The sequence below is a fragment of the Variovorax sp. Root411 genome (assembly GCF_001425205.1).
Taxonomy (GTDB): domain Bacteria; phylum Pseudomonadota; class Gammaproteobacteria; order Burkholderiales; family Burkholderiaceae_C; genus Variovorax.
Genome location: NZ_LMDW01000017.1, coordinates 165,675 through 181,283, shown reverse-complemented (window position 1 = coordinate 181,283; position 15,609 = coordinate 165,675). Strand labels below are relative to the sequence as shown.

Genomic DNA, 15,609 nt, shown 5'->3' with positions numbered 1-15,609 from the left:
ATCACCGGGGACGCGACGAATGTTGTCGCAATGGCGTGAGTCACGCACTCTCCCTGCTGTCGTTATTGATTGATGCTTGCCTGTGAGAGCGAATGGCCAGCTCTCGATGCGTCATCGTGCACTGCGACAGGACGCTTCAAGCGATTGCAATTATGTGATTCCAATGTTCGGCAACGCGCAGGTCTTGCCTTTTGGCGTAGGGATTCTTGTTGCAGGTATGCCAACAAGTTGACATGCCAGATCAACGCTTGCTTACGACGGATGTAGTCAATGGACTTCGCGTCTCTTTTTATTCAAACGAAAGAACTCTTGAGCCGTGTAATGCCGGCTAATCCTGCGATGCGGCTGCGCGCGCGAACTGTGACAAGCGTTTGACCAGCGGCTCGAACAGTTCCATGGGCGTGTTCCCGTAGCCCAGTACCAACCCGTTGTCCGATGGCGTCGGCCGCATCGCAAACCCCGACAGCGGAAACGGCGCGATGCCATGTCGCAGCGCCTCGGCCGCGATCCGGCGGTCATCGAAGCGCGCGGGCAACCGCACCGTCAGGTGCAGCCCGCAGTAGCCGCCGTCGATCTCGTGCGGCACCTTGAAATACTTCTGCAGCGCCAGCCGCAGCGCATGCTGCCGGTCGCGGTACAGCCGCCGCATGCGGCCAAGGTGCCGGCTGAACTGCCCGCTCTCGATGAAATCGGCCATGGCCAGCTGCTCGTAGCGGTGACCGCCGCGCAGCATTTCTTCCAGCGGTGCCTGCACGGCCGGCAGCAGCTGCGCGGGCACCACGAGAAAGCCCAGCCGCAGCGATGGAAACATTGTCTTGCTGAAGGTGCCGACGTAGAGCACGGGCGCGTCGTCCACCAGCCCCTGCATCGCGCCGATGGGCTCGCCCGTGTGGCGGAACTCGCTGTCGTAGTCGTCCTCGATGATCCACGCGCCGTGCTGGCGGGCCTGCGCGATCAGCGCGAGCCTGCGCGCGATGCTCAGCACCGAGCCGCCCGGGTACTGGTGCGAGGGCGTGGTGTAGATCAGCCGGGGTGGGTGCTTTTGCCAGTCGCGGTCGGTCACGCACAGGCCTTCGGCATCGACCCGCACGGGCACGATGCGCATGTCGCCCGCATGCATGGCGGCTTTCACGCCGCGGTAGCCCGGGTCTTCGACCCAGCCGGTCTCGCCCGGGTTGGCCAGCAGCCGCACGCACAGCGAGATGGCCTCCTGCGCGCCTTCGGCGATCACGATCTGTTGCGGCTCGCAGCGCACGCCGCGTGCCACCGACAGGTACCGCGCGGTGGCTGCGCGCAGCGGTGGCTCGCCCAGCGGGTCGCCGTAGCCCAGCGCGGCCGATCCGGCGCCGCGGATCGCCCGGTCGAGCGCGCGCCGCCATGCGGCCGAAGGAAAGTGCGACAGCGCGGGCACGCCGGGGCGCAGCGCCGCGTCCATCTCGGCGCGCGACGCGCTCGGCTTGATCTTCGCGAGGCGCAGCGCGGTGGCCGGTGCGCCGGCTGGCTTGCCCGTGCGCTTCGGCAGGGCGGGCGACGAGAGTTCGGTCACGCGCGTGCCCTGCCGGTCGGGCTGCACATAGCCTTCGGCCGCCAGATGCTCGTAGGTCGCGGTGACGGTGTTGCGCGAGATGGCGAGCGCCTCGGCCAGCGCGCGCGAGCCCGGCAGGCGGCTGCCCGGCGCCAGGCTGCCGTCGAGGATGGCGCGCTTCAGCCGGTCGTACAGCTGGCGCTGCATCGAGCCCGCGTCGCGGTCCTTCACGAGGGAGGATTCGAGCAGGTCTGTGGGGGAGAGGATAGGTCGTGGCACCATGAAATGAATCCGTCGTGGTACTTCCGTTGGAGCCACGTTGCGCGTACTTTACGTGCTCTCGCCCTGCCATTCCTGTTTTTCGAAAGAGCCTTCATGCCAGCCCGCCAGAACGACTTCGGCCAATCCATCGGCCCCGACGTGCCCGATTGGTCCCCACGCGCGCTGCCGCCGCGCCAGCCCATCGAGGGCCGCTTCTGCACGCTCGAGCCGCTCGATGTCGCCAGGCACGCCGACGACCTGTACGCCGCCTATGCGCAAGCGCCCGATGCACGCGACTGGACCTACCTATTCTCCGAGCGGTCCGCCGACCTCGAAAGCATCCGTGCCCACGCCGAACGCGCCGCGAAGAGCACCGACCCGATGCACTTCGCCGTCATCGACCGGCAAAGCGGCCGTGCGGTCGGCACGCTCGCGCTGATGCGCATCGACCCCGCGCACGGGTCCATCGAGGTGGGCAGCGTCACGTTCTCGCCGCTGCTCAAGCAGACGCCCATGTCCACCGAGGCGCAGTACCTGTTGATGAAGCTCGCCTTCGACGAACTGGGCTACCGCCGCTACGAGTGGAAGTGCGACAACTTCAACGAACCTTCGAAGCGCGCTGCGACGCGGCTGGGTTTCCAGTTCGAAGGCGTCTTTCGCCAGGCCGTGGTCTACAAGGGCCGCAGCCGCGACACCGCATGGTTCTCGATCATCGACAGCGATTGGCCCGCGCTGCGCACCGCGTTCGAGCGCTGGCTGGCGCCCGGCAACTTCGATGCGCAGGGGCGCCAGCGCATGTCGCTCGACAAGTTCCGGCTGGCTTCTTCTTGAGCGAGGCGCGCCGGGCCGGAATCTATTTGCCCGGCTTCTGCGCCTGCTCGCACTCGACCTGGATCAGTTCGCGCTCGTCCAGCGTCGCGCCGATGCGCACCGCGCTCAGGCAGCCGCCCCACACGCAGCCGGTGTCGATGGAGAGCAGGTCGGGGCGCGACAGCCAGCCCAGCGTCGACCAGTGGCCGCAGGCGACCGTGGCCTTGGCCGTCTTGCGCCCGGGCACGTCGAACCACGGCATGTAGCCTTCGGGCGCGGGGGCCGCGCTGTCTTTGGCCTCGAATTCCATCACGCCTTCAGGTGTGCAGAAGCGCAGCCGCGTCAGCGCATTGACGATGGCGCGCAGCCGCGCGCTGCCCGTGAGCGTGTCGTGCCATTGCGCCGGCTCGTTGCCATACATCGACATCAGGAACTCGCCCAGCGCCGGCCCGCGCAGCACCGACTCGACCTCGGACGCCAGCGCCAGCGTATCGCTCACCGTCCACTGCGGCAGCACGCCGGCATGCACCATCAGCAGATCGCCGTTGCCGATGTGCATGTGCAGCGCCATGGGCTGGCGGCGCACCCATTCGAGCAGCGCCTCGCTGTCGGGCGCGGCCAGCACCTCGGCCAGGGTGTCCTTGCGGCCGGCCTTGCGCGCGCCGTGCGCCACGCCCAGCAGGTGCAGGTCGTGGTTGCCGAGCAGGCTCAGCGCCGAGGCGCCGTAGCCCTGCACGCGGCGCAGCACCGCGAGTGAATCGGGGCCCCGGTTGACCAGGTCGCCCAGCAGCACGATGGTGTCGCGGCTGGGGGAGAAATCGATCTTCTGCAGCAGCCGCACGAGGGGGGCGTCGCAGCCCTGGAGGTCGCCAATCAAGTAAAGTGACATTCCCTCATTCTCTCCCTCAGTTCATGGATGTCTTCCTCCTGGCCTTGCTGACCACGCTCAACGCGTTGTTCGCAATGTCCGAAATGGCCCTTTCCACCAGCCGGCGCGCACGTCTCGCGGCACTGGCCGAAACGGGAGACACCGGCGCGGTGGCCGCGCTGAAGCTGATGGAGTCGCCCACGCAATTCCTCTCGACGGTGCAGATCGGCATCACCTCCATCGGCATGCTCAGCGGCATCGTCGGCGAGGCCGCCTTTGCCGAGCCGCTCGCGGTCTGGATGGAAGGCGTCGGCATGGGGCGCGGCACCGCCAGCGTCGCGTCCACCGCGGTGGTCGTCACCTGCATCACTTTCTTCACCATCATCTTCGGCGAGCTGGTGCCCAAGCGCATCGGCCAGCTCTACCCCGAGCCAGTGGCAGTCTGGGTGTCGCGCCCCATGCGCGGGCTGGCCAAGGGCGCCAAGCCTTTCGTGTGGCTGCTGGCAGGCGTCACGGCCACCATGCTGAAGCTGCTGCGCATCGATGCCAACGCGGCCCGTTCGGTCACCGAGGAAGAAATCTCGGCCAGCCTCGAAGAAGGCGTGGACGCCGGCGTCATCGAGCAGCACGAGCACCAGATGGTGCGCAATGTGTTCCACCTCGACGACAGGCGCCTGTCGTCGCTGATGATCCCGCGCGCCGACATCGAATGGCTCGACGCCTCGTTCACCGTGGAGCGGGCGCTGCAGCAGGTTGCCGACGCGGCCGAGCTCAACCTCGTGCATTCCTGGTACCCCGTGTGCCGCAACTCGCTCGACGACGTGGTCGGCGTCGTCAGCGTGGCGCAACTGCTGCGCCTGGGCTCCGCGTACCCCGGCGTGCTGGGCCAGGAGGCGACGCCCGCCGTGTTCGTGCCCGAGACCCTCACCGGCATGGAACTGCTGGAACAGTTCCGCACGCGCGCCGGCCGCCTCGTGTTCGTGGTCGACGAGTACGGCGTGGTGCAGGGCCTCATGACCCCGCGCGACCTGCTCGAAGCCATCACCGGCGAACTGCAGCCGGGCATGCAGGCCGACCCGTGGGCACGCGAGCGGCCCGACGGCGTGTGGGAGCTCGACGGCCTCATGCCCGTGTCGGAGCTGCGCGCGCGCCTGGGCATCCGCGAATTGCCCGATGAAGAACGCGGCCGCTACAACACGGTGGCCGGCCTGCTGATGTCCGTCTCCGGCCACCTGCCCGAGGTGGGCGAGCGCATCGACTGCGCCGGCTGGTGCTTCGAGATCGTCGAACTCGAAGGCCGCCGCATCGATCGCATCCTGGCATCGCCCGACCCGGCGGCGCCCCCGAAGGAAGAGTAGGGCGCGGGCCATGCTGTCGCTGCTCGCTCTCAGCTGCCCCCAATGCTCCGCGCCGTTGCCGCGCGCTGCCCGTTGGCGTACCGTCAACTGCAGCTACTGCGGCGCCACCGTTACCCGGGGCGCAGAAACCGTCGAACGAGAGAGTTTCCGCGCCGCGCTGCGCCGGGCCAATGCCGACGTGCCCGGCGGCCGCATCCTCACATGGCGCGGTGCGCGCTACCGCGTGCTGGCACCGCTGGCCACCGGGGAGCACAGCGAAGTGCTGTTCGCGGAACGCCTCGGTGCACTGCCCGAACGCGTCACGTTCAAGCTCGCGCGAGACAGCGCCGCCAACAGCGTGCTGCTGCGCGAAGGCGCGGTGCTCCAGTCGCTGCAAGAGCTCTCGGTGCCGGGCGCTGCCTATTTCACCCGCCGCCTGCCGCAGCCGCTGGGCGTGGGCATTGCCGAAGGCCTGGGCGACGGCGCCCGCCAGGTGCTGGTGCTGCGCCACCCGGCAGGCTTCTGGGGCAGCCTGCAAGACGTGCAGCAGGCCAACGCCCAAGGCATCGATCCGCGCCACGCCGTGTGGATCTGGCGCCGCATGCTCGAGGTGCTGGCCTTCGTGCACGGTGCTGGGTGGACGCACCGCGACCTGTCGCCCGCGCACGCGCTCGTGCACCCGCGCGACCATGGCGTGCTTCTTGTCGGATGGTCGCGCGCGCAACATGCCACTGGCACGGCCCACAACGCCGCCGCCGCACGCGACCTGATGCAAGCCGCCTGGACCGTGCGCGCCGTGCTGCACGGCGGTGCGGCCGGCGATCCAGGTTTCGGCGCTCACACACCTGCGTCGCTCGTGGCCTTGCTGCGCCAGTGCAGCGAAGACGCCGCCGCCTGCCAGCGCCTTGGCGCACAAGGCATCGAGCAAGCGCTCTCCACCGCGTCGCGCGAAGCCTTCGGCGCGCCGCAGTTCGTTCATTTCGATCCCGCGCCGCCGCACCGCACCGGCGCGTGAACCGCACATACGCACCAAGCTAGGAGTCACTTCATGGGCTACGGAAACTACTCGCATGCCGCCCACACGGCACTCATCGCCGACCGTGCCGCCAAGCCGGGCGCCGAAGTCTTCACCCAGCGCTCCACCCATCCGCTGATGAACCCGCAAGGGCTGAAGGTGCGCGAGTCGCGCGACAACGCCGACCATCCGAACTCGCTGGGCATCGTTTTCGCGCTCGACGTCACGGGCTCCATGGGCGATATTCCGCAGACTCTGGCGCGCAAGGAGTTGCCGACCTTCATGAAGCTGCTGACCGACTGCGGCGTGGCAGACCCGCAGCTCATGTTCATGGCCATCGGCGATGCCACCTCCGACCACGCACCGCTGCAGGTCGGCCAGTTCGAATCGACCGCCAACCTCATGGACCAGTGGCTCACCTGGAGCTATCTCGAAGGCGGTGGCGGCGGCTCGGGCGAAGAGAGCTACGAACTCGCCTTCTACGTCATGGCCCAGCACACCGACATGGACTGCTGGGTCAAGCGCAAGAAGCGCGGCTACCTGTTCGTCACCGGCGACGAACTGCCGTACCCGGCCGTCTCGCGGCACCAGATCGAAGGCCTCATCGGCGAGAAGCTCGACGAGGACATTCCCATCGAGGAAGTCATCGCCGCCGCGGCCGAAACGACGAACCTGTTCTTCCTGATTCCCGACGCCCAGCGCCGCCGCCGCTGCGAGCCGCGCTGGCGCGAGCTGCTGGGCGATCACGTCATCTGCATGGATTCGCCCGACGACGCCTGCGCCGTGGCCGCCGGCATCGTCGCCCTCACCGAAAAAGCCGTGCCCAGCCTCGAAGCGCTGGCCGGCGTGATGAGCGGCACCGGCATGGCCAGGGAACGCGTCGGCGGCGTGCTGCATGCGCTCGACGGGTATGCAGCGTTGCTTGACCCGAATGCGCCGCGCCGCGCGCCGCCGGCCGTGGCCATGGGCGCGGCAGGCCCGCGCTCCTCGTGGTGGAAGCGGCTCTTCGGCTGATGGCCGGGTGACCAACGACATCGCGGCAGCGGCCACGCGCTACGTCTCGCTGCTGGGCCTCGGCTTCGGGGATTGCGGCAAGGGGCTCTTCACCGACCACCTGTGCGGCGCGCTGCAGGCCCACACTGTCGTGCGCTTCAACGGTGGCGCGCAGGCGGGGCACAACGTGGTGCTGGCGGATGGGCGACATCACACCTTTTCTCAGTTCGGCGCCGGCAGTTTTCATGCGAGCGTGGGCACCGTGCTTGCGAGTCCGGTGGTGGTGCATCCGACGGCGCTGCGCGTCGAGGAAGCGGCACTGCGGCGGGGGGGCGTGGAGGACGCGTTCTCGCGCCTGCTGATCGATGCGCGCTGCCGCGTGACCACGCCCTTTCATCAGGCGGCAGGCCGTTTGCGCGAATGGGCGCGGGGGGAGGGGGCGCACGGCAGCTGCGGCGTGGGTGTCGGCGAAACAGTGCGGCATGCGCTCGCCGCACCCGACGAAGCGCTGCACTACGGCGACCTGTCGCAGCCCGCCATTGCCCTGGAAAAACTGGAAGCCTCCCGCGCTGCGCTGCTTCGCGAGTTCCCGCACGCGGCGCCCTTGCATGTCGATGGCGCGCGGGAACTGTCGGTGCTCCAGGACGACTCGCTCGCACAGCGCTGGCTCGATGCCGCCGCGCCGTGCCTGGCGCAGTCGCCGCCCGCGGGCGCGGACCGCATCGCCGAGCGTCTTGCGCGGCCCGGCGCCGTGGTCTTCGAGGGCGCGCAGGGCGTGCTGCTGGACGAGTGGCGCGGGTTCCATCCGCACACCACGTGGAGCACCATCTCCACGGCGGCGGTCGAGGCCGTGCTGCGCGACGTGGGCATCGGCGCGGCCGTGCAGCATTTCGGCGTGCTGCGCAGCTATCTCACGCGCCATGGCCCGGGACCGCTGCCCACGCACGACCGGGCGCTCGATGCGAGGCTGGCTGAGCCGCACAACGCCGATGAAGGCTGGCAGGGGGTATTCCGCAGAGGGCATCCTGATGCGGTGCTGCTGCGCTATGCGCTCGATGCGGGCGGCAAGCTAGATGGATTGGTGGTCAGCCACCTCGATGCCGTCGAAGGCGCCGGCCTGCGCTGGTGCGCCGGCTATCGCACCGCCGATGCGGGCCGCCTCGCATCGCTGCCGTCAGGCCGTGCGCGGGACCTCAATTATCAGCACGCATTGACGCGGCTGCTGCAGGGCGCCGAGCCCATCTACGAACCACATCCCATCGCCACACCGCATGCATGGATAGCGCACGCCGAGGCATTGAGCGGCCTGCCCGTGCGCCTCGGTGCTTTCGGCCCGACGCGCGAGACCGTGCGCGACCCAGGCATCTAGCATCTTCGGCGGCCCCGTTCACCAAGCCGCCCCATCCCCCAGCAACTCCCGCCGCGCCAGCAGGAACGCAGCGGCATTCCAGCTCTGCCCCGCCATCCCCATCGGCGCCAGCGTCCGCCCGTGGAACCACTCCGTGAACCGCCAGTCGTCCTGCGCGTTCGCTTGTGCCAGCCGCGCAAGCTCGGTCCACGCCTGCTGCTTCAGCCCCAGCCGCGCCAGCGCCATCACCCAGAACCCGCCGACGAACGGCCAGATTCCCCCGTTGTGGTACTGGTGCACGATGTTCTGTCGATGCCGCCCCATGTAGGCCCGCCACAGCTCGTGCTGCTGCGACAGCGGATGCAGCACCACGCGCAACGGGTACGGCTGCGATGCATGCGCCGCGTCGATGGTCCGCACGATGCGCTGCGCCATCGCCGCATCGGCCAGCCCGCTCTGTATCGCCAGCACGTTGCCGAACACATCGCCTTCGTCGCCGACCACCGCGAGATTGACGAAGCTCAGATACAGCCCCGGGTCGCGCCGGCCGCGCCGCGCGTAGTGCCGCAGCAGTCTTGCGCGGTGGTACTCGGGCAGGTCGCGCTGGAACGGATTGAACAGGTGGTTGAAGTGGTGCCGCGTTTCTTCGGCGTGCTCAAGTGCGAAACGGCGCTTCACGTCGAACCACAGCGCGTTGGTGTACAGCACGTAGCCCGAGCGCAGCATGATGTCGGCCCAGTCGCTGGCCTCGTTCTGCTGCAGCAGGCGAAAGTGCTGGTGCTCCTGCGCGAGCAGCCAGTGGATCGCGCGTTCGACTTCGGCGCGCCAGTGCGTGGCGCCCACGCCGCCATGCCTGCGCATGTGGTCCACCGCGATGAGCCACCACAGGGTGGCGTCGATGCAGCCCAGGTACCAGAAGTCTGCGTCCTGTCCCTCGGGATCGACGTACTTCGGGATCTGTCCGTTGGCCGCCTGCTGCGACGCGAGCGCGTCGAGGCTGGCCACGGCGCCTTGCTCCAGCGCGGGCACGCCGCTGCCGCACATGGCCATGACGCAGATGGCGGCGTCGCGGCCGAAGATGCGCGTGTAGCGCCGCGCCACGGCGGCCTCGGTGCGGCTGGCGGCCAGGATGCCGTGCGGCGTGAGGTTGCCTTCCAGCAGTTCGAGGGAGGCCCGTGCGCAGGCGTCGATCAGCGCCTGCGCGGGAGCATCGAGGTTCGGGGCCGGAGGCGTGGTCATGGGGTGGGCATGCGTAGGCTCAGGCCACCGGGCCGTCGTGCCTCGCTCACACGTTGCTGGTCGCGCGCACTTCCTCGATGGTGGTGTGCCCGGCCAGCACCTTCTCGATGCCGTCCTGCCGCAGCGTGCGCATGCCTTCCTGCAGCGCCGCCTGCTGAAGTTCTTCCGCACGCGCACCGGTCTGCACCAGTCGGCGCAGCGTTCTGGACATCGCCATCAGCTCATGGATGCCCACGCGCCCCTTGAAGCCGGTGTCGCCGCAATGTTTGCACCCCGTGCTGGTGTAGCTGTGCAGGTGCCCGTCGCGGCCGTAGCGCTGCATCCAGTCGTCGCGCACCGCCTTGCGCTGCGCCACGTCGTTTTGCTGCGTGCCGAATGCGTGCATGTAGTCGTTCAGCAGTTCGTCGACCGTCTCCGGGCTCGCGGGCGTGCTGCTGGTGCAGCGGGTGCAAAGGCGGCGCACCAGCCGCTGCGCCAGCACGGCCAGCAGCGAGTCCGCGAAGTTGAACGGGTCCATGCCCATGTCGAGCAGGCGGGTCACGGTTTCGGGTGCGCTGTTGGTGTGCAGCGTCGACAGCACGAGGTGGCCGGTCAGCGAGGCCTCGATGGCGGTCTTCGCGGTTTCCTCGTCGCGGATCTCGCCGACCATGATCACGTCCGGGTCGGCGCGCACGAAGGCCCGCAGCGCCTTTGCAAAGGTCCACTCGATGCGCGGGTTGATCTGCACCTGCCGCAGTCCGGTCTGCGTGATTTCGATCGGGTCTTCGGCGGTCCAGATCTTTCGCTCCGGCGTGTTGATGTGCATCAGCGCCGAGTGCAGCGTGGTGGTCTTGCCCGAGCCCGTGGGGCCCACGCACAGCACCATGCCGTAGGGACGCTCGACGGCCTTGGTCAACTCCGCGAGGTTGTTCGGCGAGAGGCCCAGCTTGTCCATGGGAATGGGCTTGGCCGTCGCCAGGATGCGCATCACCACGTCTTCGAGGCCGTTGTTGGTGGGGATGGTCGCCACGCGCAGTTCGATGCGGTGTTGCGGCGAGTACTTGGCGAAGTTGATCTTGCCGTCCTGCGGGTTGCGCTTTTCGCTGATATCCAGGTCGCACATGATCTTCACGCGCGCGACGATGGCGTTGCGGTAGCTGGGCGGCAGTTCCAGGTAGGTGTAGAGCAGGCCGTCGCGGCGAAAGCGGATGCGGGTCTTTTCCTGGCCGGGATAGCTTTCGATGTGGATGTCCGACGCGCCCTCGCGATGCGCCTCCAGGATCATGCTGTTGATCATCCGCACCAGGGAGTTGTCCGACTGCTCGATGGGCGCCTCGGGGGCGGGCGCGGCTGGGCCTTCCTTCTCGAGCGTCTGCAGCAGTTCGCTGGTGGCGGCCATGTCGAATTCGAGGGGCCGGCTGGGATCGAGGTTCGACGAAAAGACGCCGGGAGCGGAGGTCGTCGACTCGCCGATTTTTTCGTAGGCAGCGTGCAGCACGTTGTCGAGGTCGATGCATTGCCCGACGACCGGGGTGACCTTCATCTGCGCGATGAACTCCACCTCGTCCAGGGCCGAATGCCGGCTGGTGGGGTCGTCGATCGCAACCACGAGGCGCCCCTCGTGCAGCCGGAGCGGCATGACCTGCAGGCGCTGGGCCACGGCGTACGGCAGCTTGCGCAGTGCGTCGGCCGCCGCGGGGAACAGGTGCAGGTTGACGAGGGGATAGCCCATCTTGCGCACCAGCGCGGTCTGGAGTTGGCCCTTGCTGACGATGCCCATGCGCACCAGCGTCTGGCCCAGCGGCACCGTGGGATCGAGCTGTTGCCGCGCAAGCCCGGAGCGAAGCTGATCGTCGGTGATCATGCCCAGCGAAATCAGCGCGTCGCCGATCCGTGCGATCGGCGTGCGGCTCTGGGCTTCGAGTGCGCTCAGGAGCTGCTCGGGCATGACGACTTCAGTGGGGGGCATGGGCGATTTCCTGTCTGGTTTCGGACACAGCATCGTAGAGCGGGATTCATGTGCTTGCCATCGCTTCAACTTGTGAGTACGCAAGTTCTCACATCGGAACGACGCCAGCTGCTTGCAGGACCCGGGCCCTGAATCTCCTCTTGTCCTACGCGGGCCGCCCGCCAGCTGCCTAGCATGTCGGCGATGCGTCAATTGATTCTTGCGACAACCCTGGTGCTGGTCGCTGCCGCCGCAACGGTGCAGGCCGAGCCCGTCAAGGTGCCCGTCGACAGCGACGAGAAGGGCACCGTCTACGTGGCCCCCAACGTGAACCCGACCGAAACCTCGGCCACCGTCAAGGGGGCGAGCTTCGGCGTGCTGCGGCCGGACGGCAGCGGCACCTACATCGGCACCGACACCTCCACGCCACGGCCCACCTACTCGCTGGGTGCGAGCACCGGCGGCAATCTGTCGCTCTCGGGCGGTGTTCAGTCGGACGGCAAGGCCAACAACGGCGTAAAGGCCGGCATTACCTTCAGGTACTGACAGGAGGCCGCGCGCGCGTCAGAAGGTTTTGTCGGACCTACGCAGCAGGCTGCGCGGGCAGCGCCGGCGTCAGCCCGTAGCGCGACATCACCGCGACCAGCTTCGCCTTGTCGAGCGGTCCGCCCGCATTGACCACGGCCGCGACCTCGCGAAAGTACTGCGCGCCTATGTCCGGCGTGAGCACGACGATCGCGCGCGCCGTCTGCGATCCGACATTGCGAAAGCCGTGCACTGAGCCGCGCGGCGTCGACATCCATTCGCCGGGTGTCAGATCGCGCGTTTCGGCATCGACCGAATAGGTGACCGCGCCTTCCACGACATAGAAGAATTCCTCGTTGTCCCGATGGCTGTGCGGTGGCGGCACGTTGGCGCCCGGCGGCAGGGTGAGTTCGAACACCCCCATGCTCCCCGTCGCGGTGCCATCGACCAGATAGCGAATTTCGAGCTGGCCTGCCTTGATCACTTCATCGGGGTTCATGTGTTTCTCCTGTCGTTGGTGCCCAGGCGCTGACTCTACGGCGCTGCAGGAAAAAGATAAATCACCTATTTTTCTTTTCGCAGGCTCAGACCAGCGTGCCGTAGACGATGAAGCCGTCGTGCGTCGCGACCTTGTCGTACAGCGTGCGGCCGGCCGTGTTGGTCACATGGGTCTGCCAGTAGACGCGATGGACGCCCGCAAGCTTCGCGCGCTCGTACACGCCCTGGATCAGCTGGCGGCCCACGCCGCGGCCGCGCTCCGAAGGCAGCGTGAACAGGTCCTGCAGATAGCAGGTCGGCTCGAGCCGCGTGGTGCTGCGGTGGAACAGGTAATGGGTGAGCCCGACCAGGTGCCCGTCGCGCTCGGCGACCAGCGCATGCACCGGCTCGTAGGCATCGAAGAAGCGCTGCCAGGTGGCCTGCGTGATCTCGTCGGCAAGGGCTGTCGCACCCTCGCGCCCGTAGAAGGCGTTGTAACCGTCCCATAGCGGCTTCCATGCCGCGTAGTCGTCGGGCGCCGGAGGGCGGATCTGGAGGGGCGTACTCATCGCGTCTGTTGCCTGCATCTTGAAAAAATGCGATTGCAACACAACGCATGCCGCTCCCAACCTTCGGTCAGCTCGGCGCTATTGGCTGCTGCCGACCTGCTCCTGCGCCTTCGAACGGGCGCATCCAGGCGGCACCACCGCCACCGGCTGCGTGGGTGGCAGCGCCAGCCCCTCGGTCAGGGCGCCCATCGATTGCTCCAGAAAGTCGAGCATCGCGCGCATCGCGGCGCTGTTGTGGCGGCGCTGCGAATAGGCCGCATACAGCCAATGGTCGCGCGGCATGTGCTCGCGCAGCACCGGCACCAGCGCTCCGCGCTCCAGGTGCGACTGCGCCAGCGGCTCGGGCACGTAGGCAACGCCCACGCTGCGCAGCGCCAGCTCGATCAGCGCGACCGCGTCGTTGGCTTCCATGCGGCTGTGCACGGGCACGTCGTAGGGCCTGCCATCGGTCTCGAAGGGCAGGTGGGTGGTCGGCTTCGCCGAGAAACTCAGCACCTCATGGCGGCCCAGGTCCTCGGGCGTCTGCGGCATGCCGCGCTGCGCCCAGTAGGCCGGCGTGGCGCAGACCACCATGTCGAACTGCACCAGCCGGCGCACGATCAGGTTCATGTCGTCGATGCGCCCGCCGGTCAGGTGCACGTCGATGCCTTCCTCGATCAGGTCGAGGTCGTCGTTGGTGAACACCAGGCTCACGTACACGTCGGGGTAGCGCTTGATGAACTCGGCGATCACGTCCGAGAGCCAGCCGGCGATCAGCCCGTGCGGCGCGCTCATGCGCAGCCGCCCGCGTGGGTGTGAGCCGTGGGCCTGCAGGTCGTTCAGGGTGTTCTCGGCCATGGTCACCAGCTCGATGCTGCGGTCGAGCAGCACCTGGCCGGCGTCAGTCAGGCTCAGGGAGCGGGTGGAGCGGTTCAGCAGACGCACGCCGCTGCGGGTTTCGAGCTCCGCCACGTAGCGGCTGACCGTGGCTTTGGACATGCCCAGCGAGATCGCTGCGCGGGAGAAGCTGCGCCGGAACGCGACTTCGCGGAATGTTTTGATGAGATCGAGGCCGTCCATGGGTGGGCGCATTGTTCCAGCATTGGGGGTGGGGCCGCGGGGCGTAGGGGCATACCGTTGCCCCTTCAATCGCCGATACCTGCGTGGCTATACTGCGCCGGTCATGTCAAAAACAGGCGTGATCGGGATTGGCGTCCCGTTGAAATCACTGCGACGCAAGCCGCAGTCACCCCCGCAGGGTCTGCGGCTTTGTCGTTCTTGCCTCCAGTTTTGGCGGCTCGATGGGCGGGCGCGAGCCCGGCCGGTTTCACGCAAGTGGTTTCCCGGTACGCCAACCCGTCGAGCTGCCGCCCTCAATTGGCGTTGAGTGCGTCGGTTTCAGCAAAACGAAACCCTTGGGAGGCCATTCATGGCTGGATTCACCCGCGCGTCCGCGCACGTCTCTTCATCTACCGAATCTTCTGGAGCCAACAGCGTTGAAGCGCTTGCGCTGCAGGCTTGCGATGACATCGACGGCCTTCACGAGGTACAGCGTGCGTATGCGTGCCTCGAAAAACTCATCGTTCCGCAGGGCGTGAACGATACGGAAGAGGTTTATCCGACCCGCACCGAGCTCGGTGCGCTGGTGCGGGTAGTCAATGAGGAGATGCAGCGGAGGATTGAGACGGCCGACGCCACGATGCAGTTGTTGCGGGTTGCCTTGATTGAAGGCGGTGCGCGATGAATGTCTTCAAGGTTAACGATGCTCGGGTAGGCACGCAGTCACGAATCATCGGCAGGCAATCTGCTGGTGTCATTGATTCGTTGAACGCCATCTGTTCTCGCGCGACTATTCGGACTGTTGATTGTTCGGAAAATTTTCCGTCGGTGATGAAGAAAGTCCGACGGATGGGTCATGCCTTGGACGCCGCGCGTCCTCAACCGGCCTCGAAGCTTTTGATGAGTGCTTTGAGTTCAAGCAACGAGCTTTCAACCGCGGCGGCTTCAACTGCAGTCAACTCTCTCCTTGCTTCCAGGGTTGCGGCATTCACTTGCTCTAAGGATAGAACGATGGGGAAGACGGCATCGCTCCACGTGTGGTTACCAAGCACCCCGGTGACTCCCTCAATGCGTTGAATGAGAGCATTCAGACTGACTGCCTTTTGACGATAGTCGTTGATCAGTTTTTGCAGCACTGAAAACTGTCTAGCCAGAAATTCATCCATCACTTTCCTCGCTCTCATTTGGGTATGACTGTGACCACTTGACCGCGACCGCCTGTGACGACAGTCACACGACCATCAGGACTCACATGAACGGTCGTGTCCGGTTGATTGCCCGGAACAGACGTGCCGTTCTGGATTGCATCCTCGATCACCGAAGGTGGAAGACCGCGACCCTGCATTCTGTCTAAGGCATGCCCTGTGTAGTCTCGGCCATCGATACTTGTCGGCTCATTTGCACCAGGCTCCACCTCAATCGGGCTGCCTCGTTGACCCGTTGGCGTGCTCGGGTGCTTGTCTCCGCTGCCATCACCAGAGAACATCCGATCCCCGAGCCTCTTGCAAGCATCCTTGATCCCATCCACCCACGGCTGAGGCAGCAGCTTGGGCCATGGGATACCAGTTGGCTCGATGGGAATCCCGTCTGGGTCATAAGAACCGCTCTGCGACACAGGACTCGAGCCAACCGGAATTGGAATGCCTCGTGGACCGTAAACGGTCTGCAGACCTCTCG

General features: G+C 66.9%; 15 protein-coding genes. 7 read left to right on the top strand and 8 right to left on the bottom strand.

Annotated elements, in window-relative coordinates; translation table 11 throughout:
* Positions 1–328 precede the first annotated feature (328 nt).
* Positions 329–1,807: a PLP-dependent aminotransferase family protein gene (locus tag ASC92_RS21365; RefSeq protein WP_056519596.1), complete on the bottom strand. Its 1,479-nt coding sequence runs from the start codon at positions 1,805–1,807 to the stop codon at positions 329–331.
* Between the two features lie 93 nt (positions 1,808–1,900).
* On the opposite strand from ASC92_RS21365, the gene ASC92_RS21360 reads away from it, so the two are divergent.
* Entirely contained in the window at positions 1,901–2,617 is a 717-nt protein-coding gene (locus ASC92_RS21360; RefSeq protein ID WP_056519593.1) for a GNAT family N-acetyltransferase, read from the top strand.
* A gap of 22 nt (positions 2,618–2,639) precedes the next feature.
* Here the strand turns inward: ASC92_RS21360 and ASC92_RS21355 are convergent, their stop codons facing one another.
* The gene (locus ASC92_RS21355; protein WP_056519590.1) at positions 2,640–3,485 is read right to left on the bottom strand and encodes a symmetrical bis(5'-nucleosyl)-tetraphosphatase; all 846 of its coding nucleotides are present in this window, start codon (positions 3,483–3,485) and stop codon (positions 2,640–2,642) included.
* Between the two features lie 23 nt (positions 3,486–3,508).
* Here ASC92_RS21355 and ASC92_RS21350 point away from each other — a divergent pair, with 23 nt between their 5' ends.
* Genes ASC92_RS21350 through ASC92_RS21335 form a run of 4 tightly spaced genes read left to right on the top strand, consistent with a single transcriptional unit; the run spans position 3,509 to position 8,178 of the window.
* Entirely contained in the window at positions 3,509–4,822 is a 1,314-nt protein-coding gene (locus tag ASC92_RS21350) for a hemolysin family protein (protein WP_056519587.1), read from the top strand.
* Between the two features lie 10 nt (positions 4,823–4,832).
* Complete coding sequence (locus ASC92_RS21345; protein WP_056519584.1) at positions 4,833–5,816, top strand: lipopolysaccharide kinase InaA family protein; 984 nt, start codon at positions 4,833–4,835, stop codon at positions 5,814–5,816.
* 33 nt (positions 5,817–5,849) lie between these two features.
* Entirely contained in the window at positions 5,850–6,830 is a 981-nt protein-coding gene (locus tag ASC92_RS21340) for a hypothetical protein (RefSeq protein ID WP_056519581.1), read from the top strand.
* Positions 6,831–6,837: 7 nt separating this feature from the next.
* Positions 6,838–8,178 (top strand): adenylosuccinate synthetase, encoded by a 1,341-nt coding sequence (locus ASC92_RS21335; protein ID WP_056519578.1) that lies wholly within the window; start codon positions 6,838–6,840, stop codon positions 8,176–8,178.
* An 18-nt stretch (positions 8,179–8,196) separates the two neighbouring features.
* Here ASC92_RS21335 and ASC92_RS21330 read toward each other — a convergent pair whose 3' ends face one another.
* Both ASC92_RS21330 and ASC92_RS21325 read right to left on the bottom strand, forming a co-directional pair.
* Positions 8,197–9,396, bottom strand: coding sequence for an amylo-alpha-1,6-glucosidase (locus ASC92_RS21330; protein WP_056519574.1), 1,200 nt, complete (start codon positions 9,394–9,396; stop codon positions 8,197–8,199).
* 46 nt (positions 9,397–9,442) lie between these two features.
* A complete protein-coding gene (locus ASC92_RS21325) occupies positions 9,443–11,344 on the bottom strand; it encodes a GspE/PulE family protein (RefSeq protein WP_056519571.1) in 1,902 nt (633 codons plus the stop codon).
* A gap of 183 nt (positions 11,345–11,527) precedes the next feature.
* On the opposite strand from ASC92_RS21325, the gene ASC92_RS21320 reads away from it, so the two are divergent.
* The gene (locus tag ASC92_RS21320; protein WP_007835607.1) at positions 11,528–11,869 is read left to right on the top strand and encodes a hypothetical protein; all 342 of its coding nucleotides are present in this window, start codon (positions 11,528–11,530) and stop codon (positions 11,867–11,869) included.
* 37 nt (positions 11,870–11,906) lie between these two features.
* Here the strand turns inward: ASC92_RS21320 and ASC92_RS21315 are convergent, their stop codons facing one another.
* From ASC92_RS21315 to ASC92_RS21305, 3 genes are all read right to left on the bottom strand, one after another.
* A complete protein-coding gene (locus tag ASC92_RS21315) occupies positions 11,907–12,347 on the bottom strand; it encodes a cupin domain-containing protein (protein ID WP_056519568.1) in 441 nt (146 codons plus the stop codon).
* Positions 12,348–12,432: 85 nt separating this feature from the next.
* Positions 12,433–12,894 carry a GNAT family N-acetyltransferase gene (locus ASC92_RS21310; RefSeq protein ID WP_056519920.1) on the bottom strand — a complete coding sequence of 154 codons (462 nt, stop codon included), beginning with the start codon at positions 12,892–12,894 and terminating at the stop codon, positions 12,433–12,435.
* Between the two features lie 78 nt (positions 12,895–12,972).
* The gene (locus ASC92_RS21305; RefSeq protein ID WP_056519566.1) at positions 12,973–13,953 is read right to left on the bottom strand and encodes a LysR family transcriptional regulator; all 981 of its coding nucleotides are present in this window, start codon (positions 13,951–13,953) and stop codon (positions 12,973–12,975) included.
* 349 nt (positions 13,954–14,302) lie between these two features.
* Between ASC92_RS21305 and ASC92_RS21300 the strand changes: the two genes are divergently transcribed.
* On the top strand, positions 14,303–14,617 hold the full coding sequence (locus tag ASC92_RS21300; protein ID WP_056519565.1) for a hypothetical protein: 315 nt from the start codon (positions 14,303–14,305) through the stop codon (positions 14,615–14,617).
* A 193-nt stretch (positions 14,618–14,810) separates the two neighbouring features.
* On the opposite strand, the gene ASC92_RS21295 is transcribed toward ASC92_RS21300, so the two are convergent.
* Positions 14,811–15,098, bottom strand: coding sequence for a hypothetical protein (locus tag ASC92_RS21295; protein ID WP_056519562.1), 288 nt, complete (start codon positions 15,096–15,098; stop codon positions 14,811–14,813).
* Positions 15,099–15,609 lie beyond the last annotated feature (511 nt).

Excerpts from the sequence above, each read along its gene's own strand:
- ASC92_RS21340 (WP_056519581.1), top strand. The coding sequence starts at position 5,850 with ATGGGCTACGGAAACTACTCGCATGCCGCCCACACGGCACTCATCGCC.
- ASC92_RS21305 (WP_056519566.1), bottom strand. The coding sequence starts at position 13,953 with ATGGACGGCCTCGATCTCATCAAAACATTCCGCGAAGTCGCGTTCCGG.
- ASC92_RS21365 (WP_056519596.1), bottom strand. The coding sequence starts at position 1,807 with ATGGTGCCACGACCTATCCTCTCCCCCACAGACCTGCTCGAATCCTCC.
- ASC92_RS21310 (WP_056519920.1), bottom strand. The coding sequence starts at position 12,894 with ATGAGTACGCCCCTCCAGATCCGCCCTCCGGCGCCCGACGACTACGCG.
- ASC92_RS21345 (WP_056519584.1), top strand. The coding sequence starts at position 4,833 with ATGCTGTCGCTGCTCGCTCTCAGCTGCCCCCAATGCTCCGCGCCGTTG.
- ASC92_RS21355 (WP_056519590.1), bottom strand. The coding sequence starts at position 3,485 with ATGTCACTTTACTTGATTGGCGACCTCCAGGGCTGCGACGCCCCCCTC.
- ASC92_RS21350 (WP_056519587.1), top strand. The coding sequence starts at position 3,509 with ATGGATGTCTTCCTCCTGGCCTTGCTGACCACGCTCAACGCGTTGTTC.
- ASC92_RS21320 (WP_007835607.1), top strand. The coding sequence starts at position 11,528 with ATGCGTCAATTGATTCTTGCGACAACCCTGGTGCTGGTCGCTGCCGCC.
- ASC92_RS21360 (WP_056519593.1), top strand. The coding sequence starts at position 1,901 with ATGCCAGCCCGCCAGAACGACTTCGGCCAATCCATCGGCCCCGACGTG.
- ASC92_RS21315 (WP_056519568.1), bottom strand. The coding sequence starts at position 12,347 with ATGAACCCCGATGAAGTGATCAAGGCAGGCCAGCTCGAAATTCGCTAT.
- ASC92_RS21295 (WP_056519562.1), bottom strand. The coding sequence starts at position 15,098 with ATGGATGAATTTCTGGCTAGACAGTTTTCAGTGCTGCAAAAACTGATC.
- ASC92_RS21330 (WP_056519574.1), bottom strand. The coding sequence starts at position 9,396 with ATGACCACGCCTCCGGCCCCGAACCTCGATGCTCCCGCGCAGGCGCTG.
- ASC92_RS21300 (WP_056519565.1), top strand. The coding sequence starts at position 14,303 with ATGGCTGGATTCACCCGCGCGTCCGCGCACGTCTCTTCATCTACCGAA.
- ASC92_RS21325 (WP_056519571.1), bottom strand. The coding sequence starts at position 11,344 with ATGCCCCCCACTGAAGTCGTCATGCCCGAGCAGCTCCTGAGCGCACTC.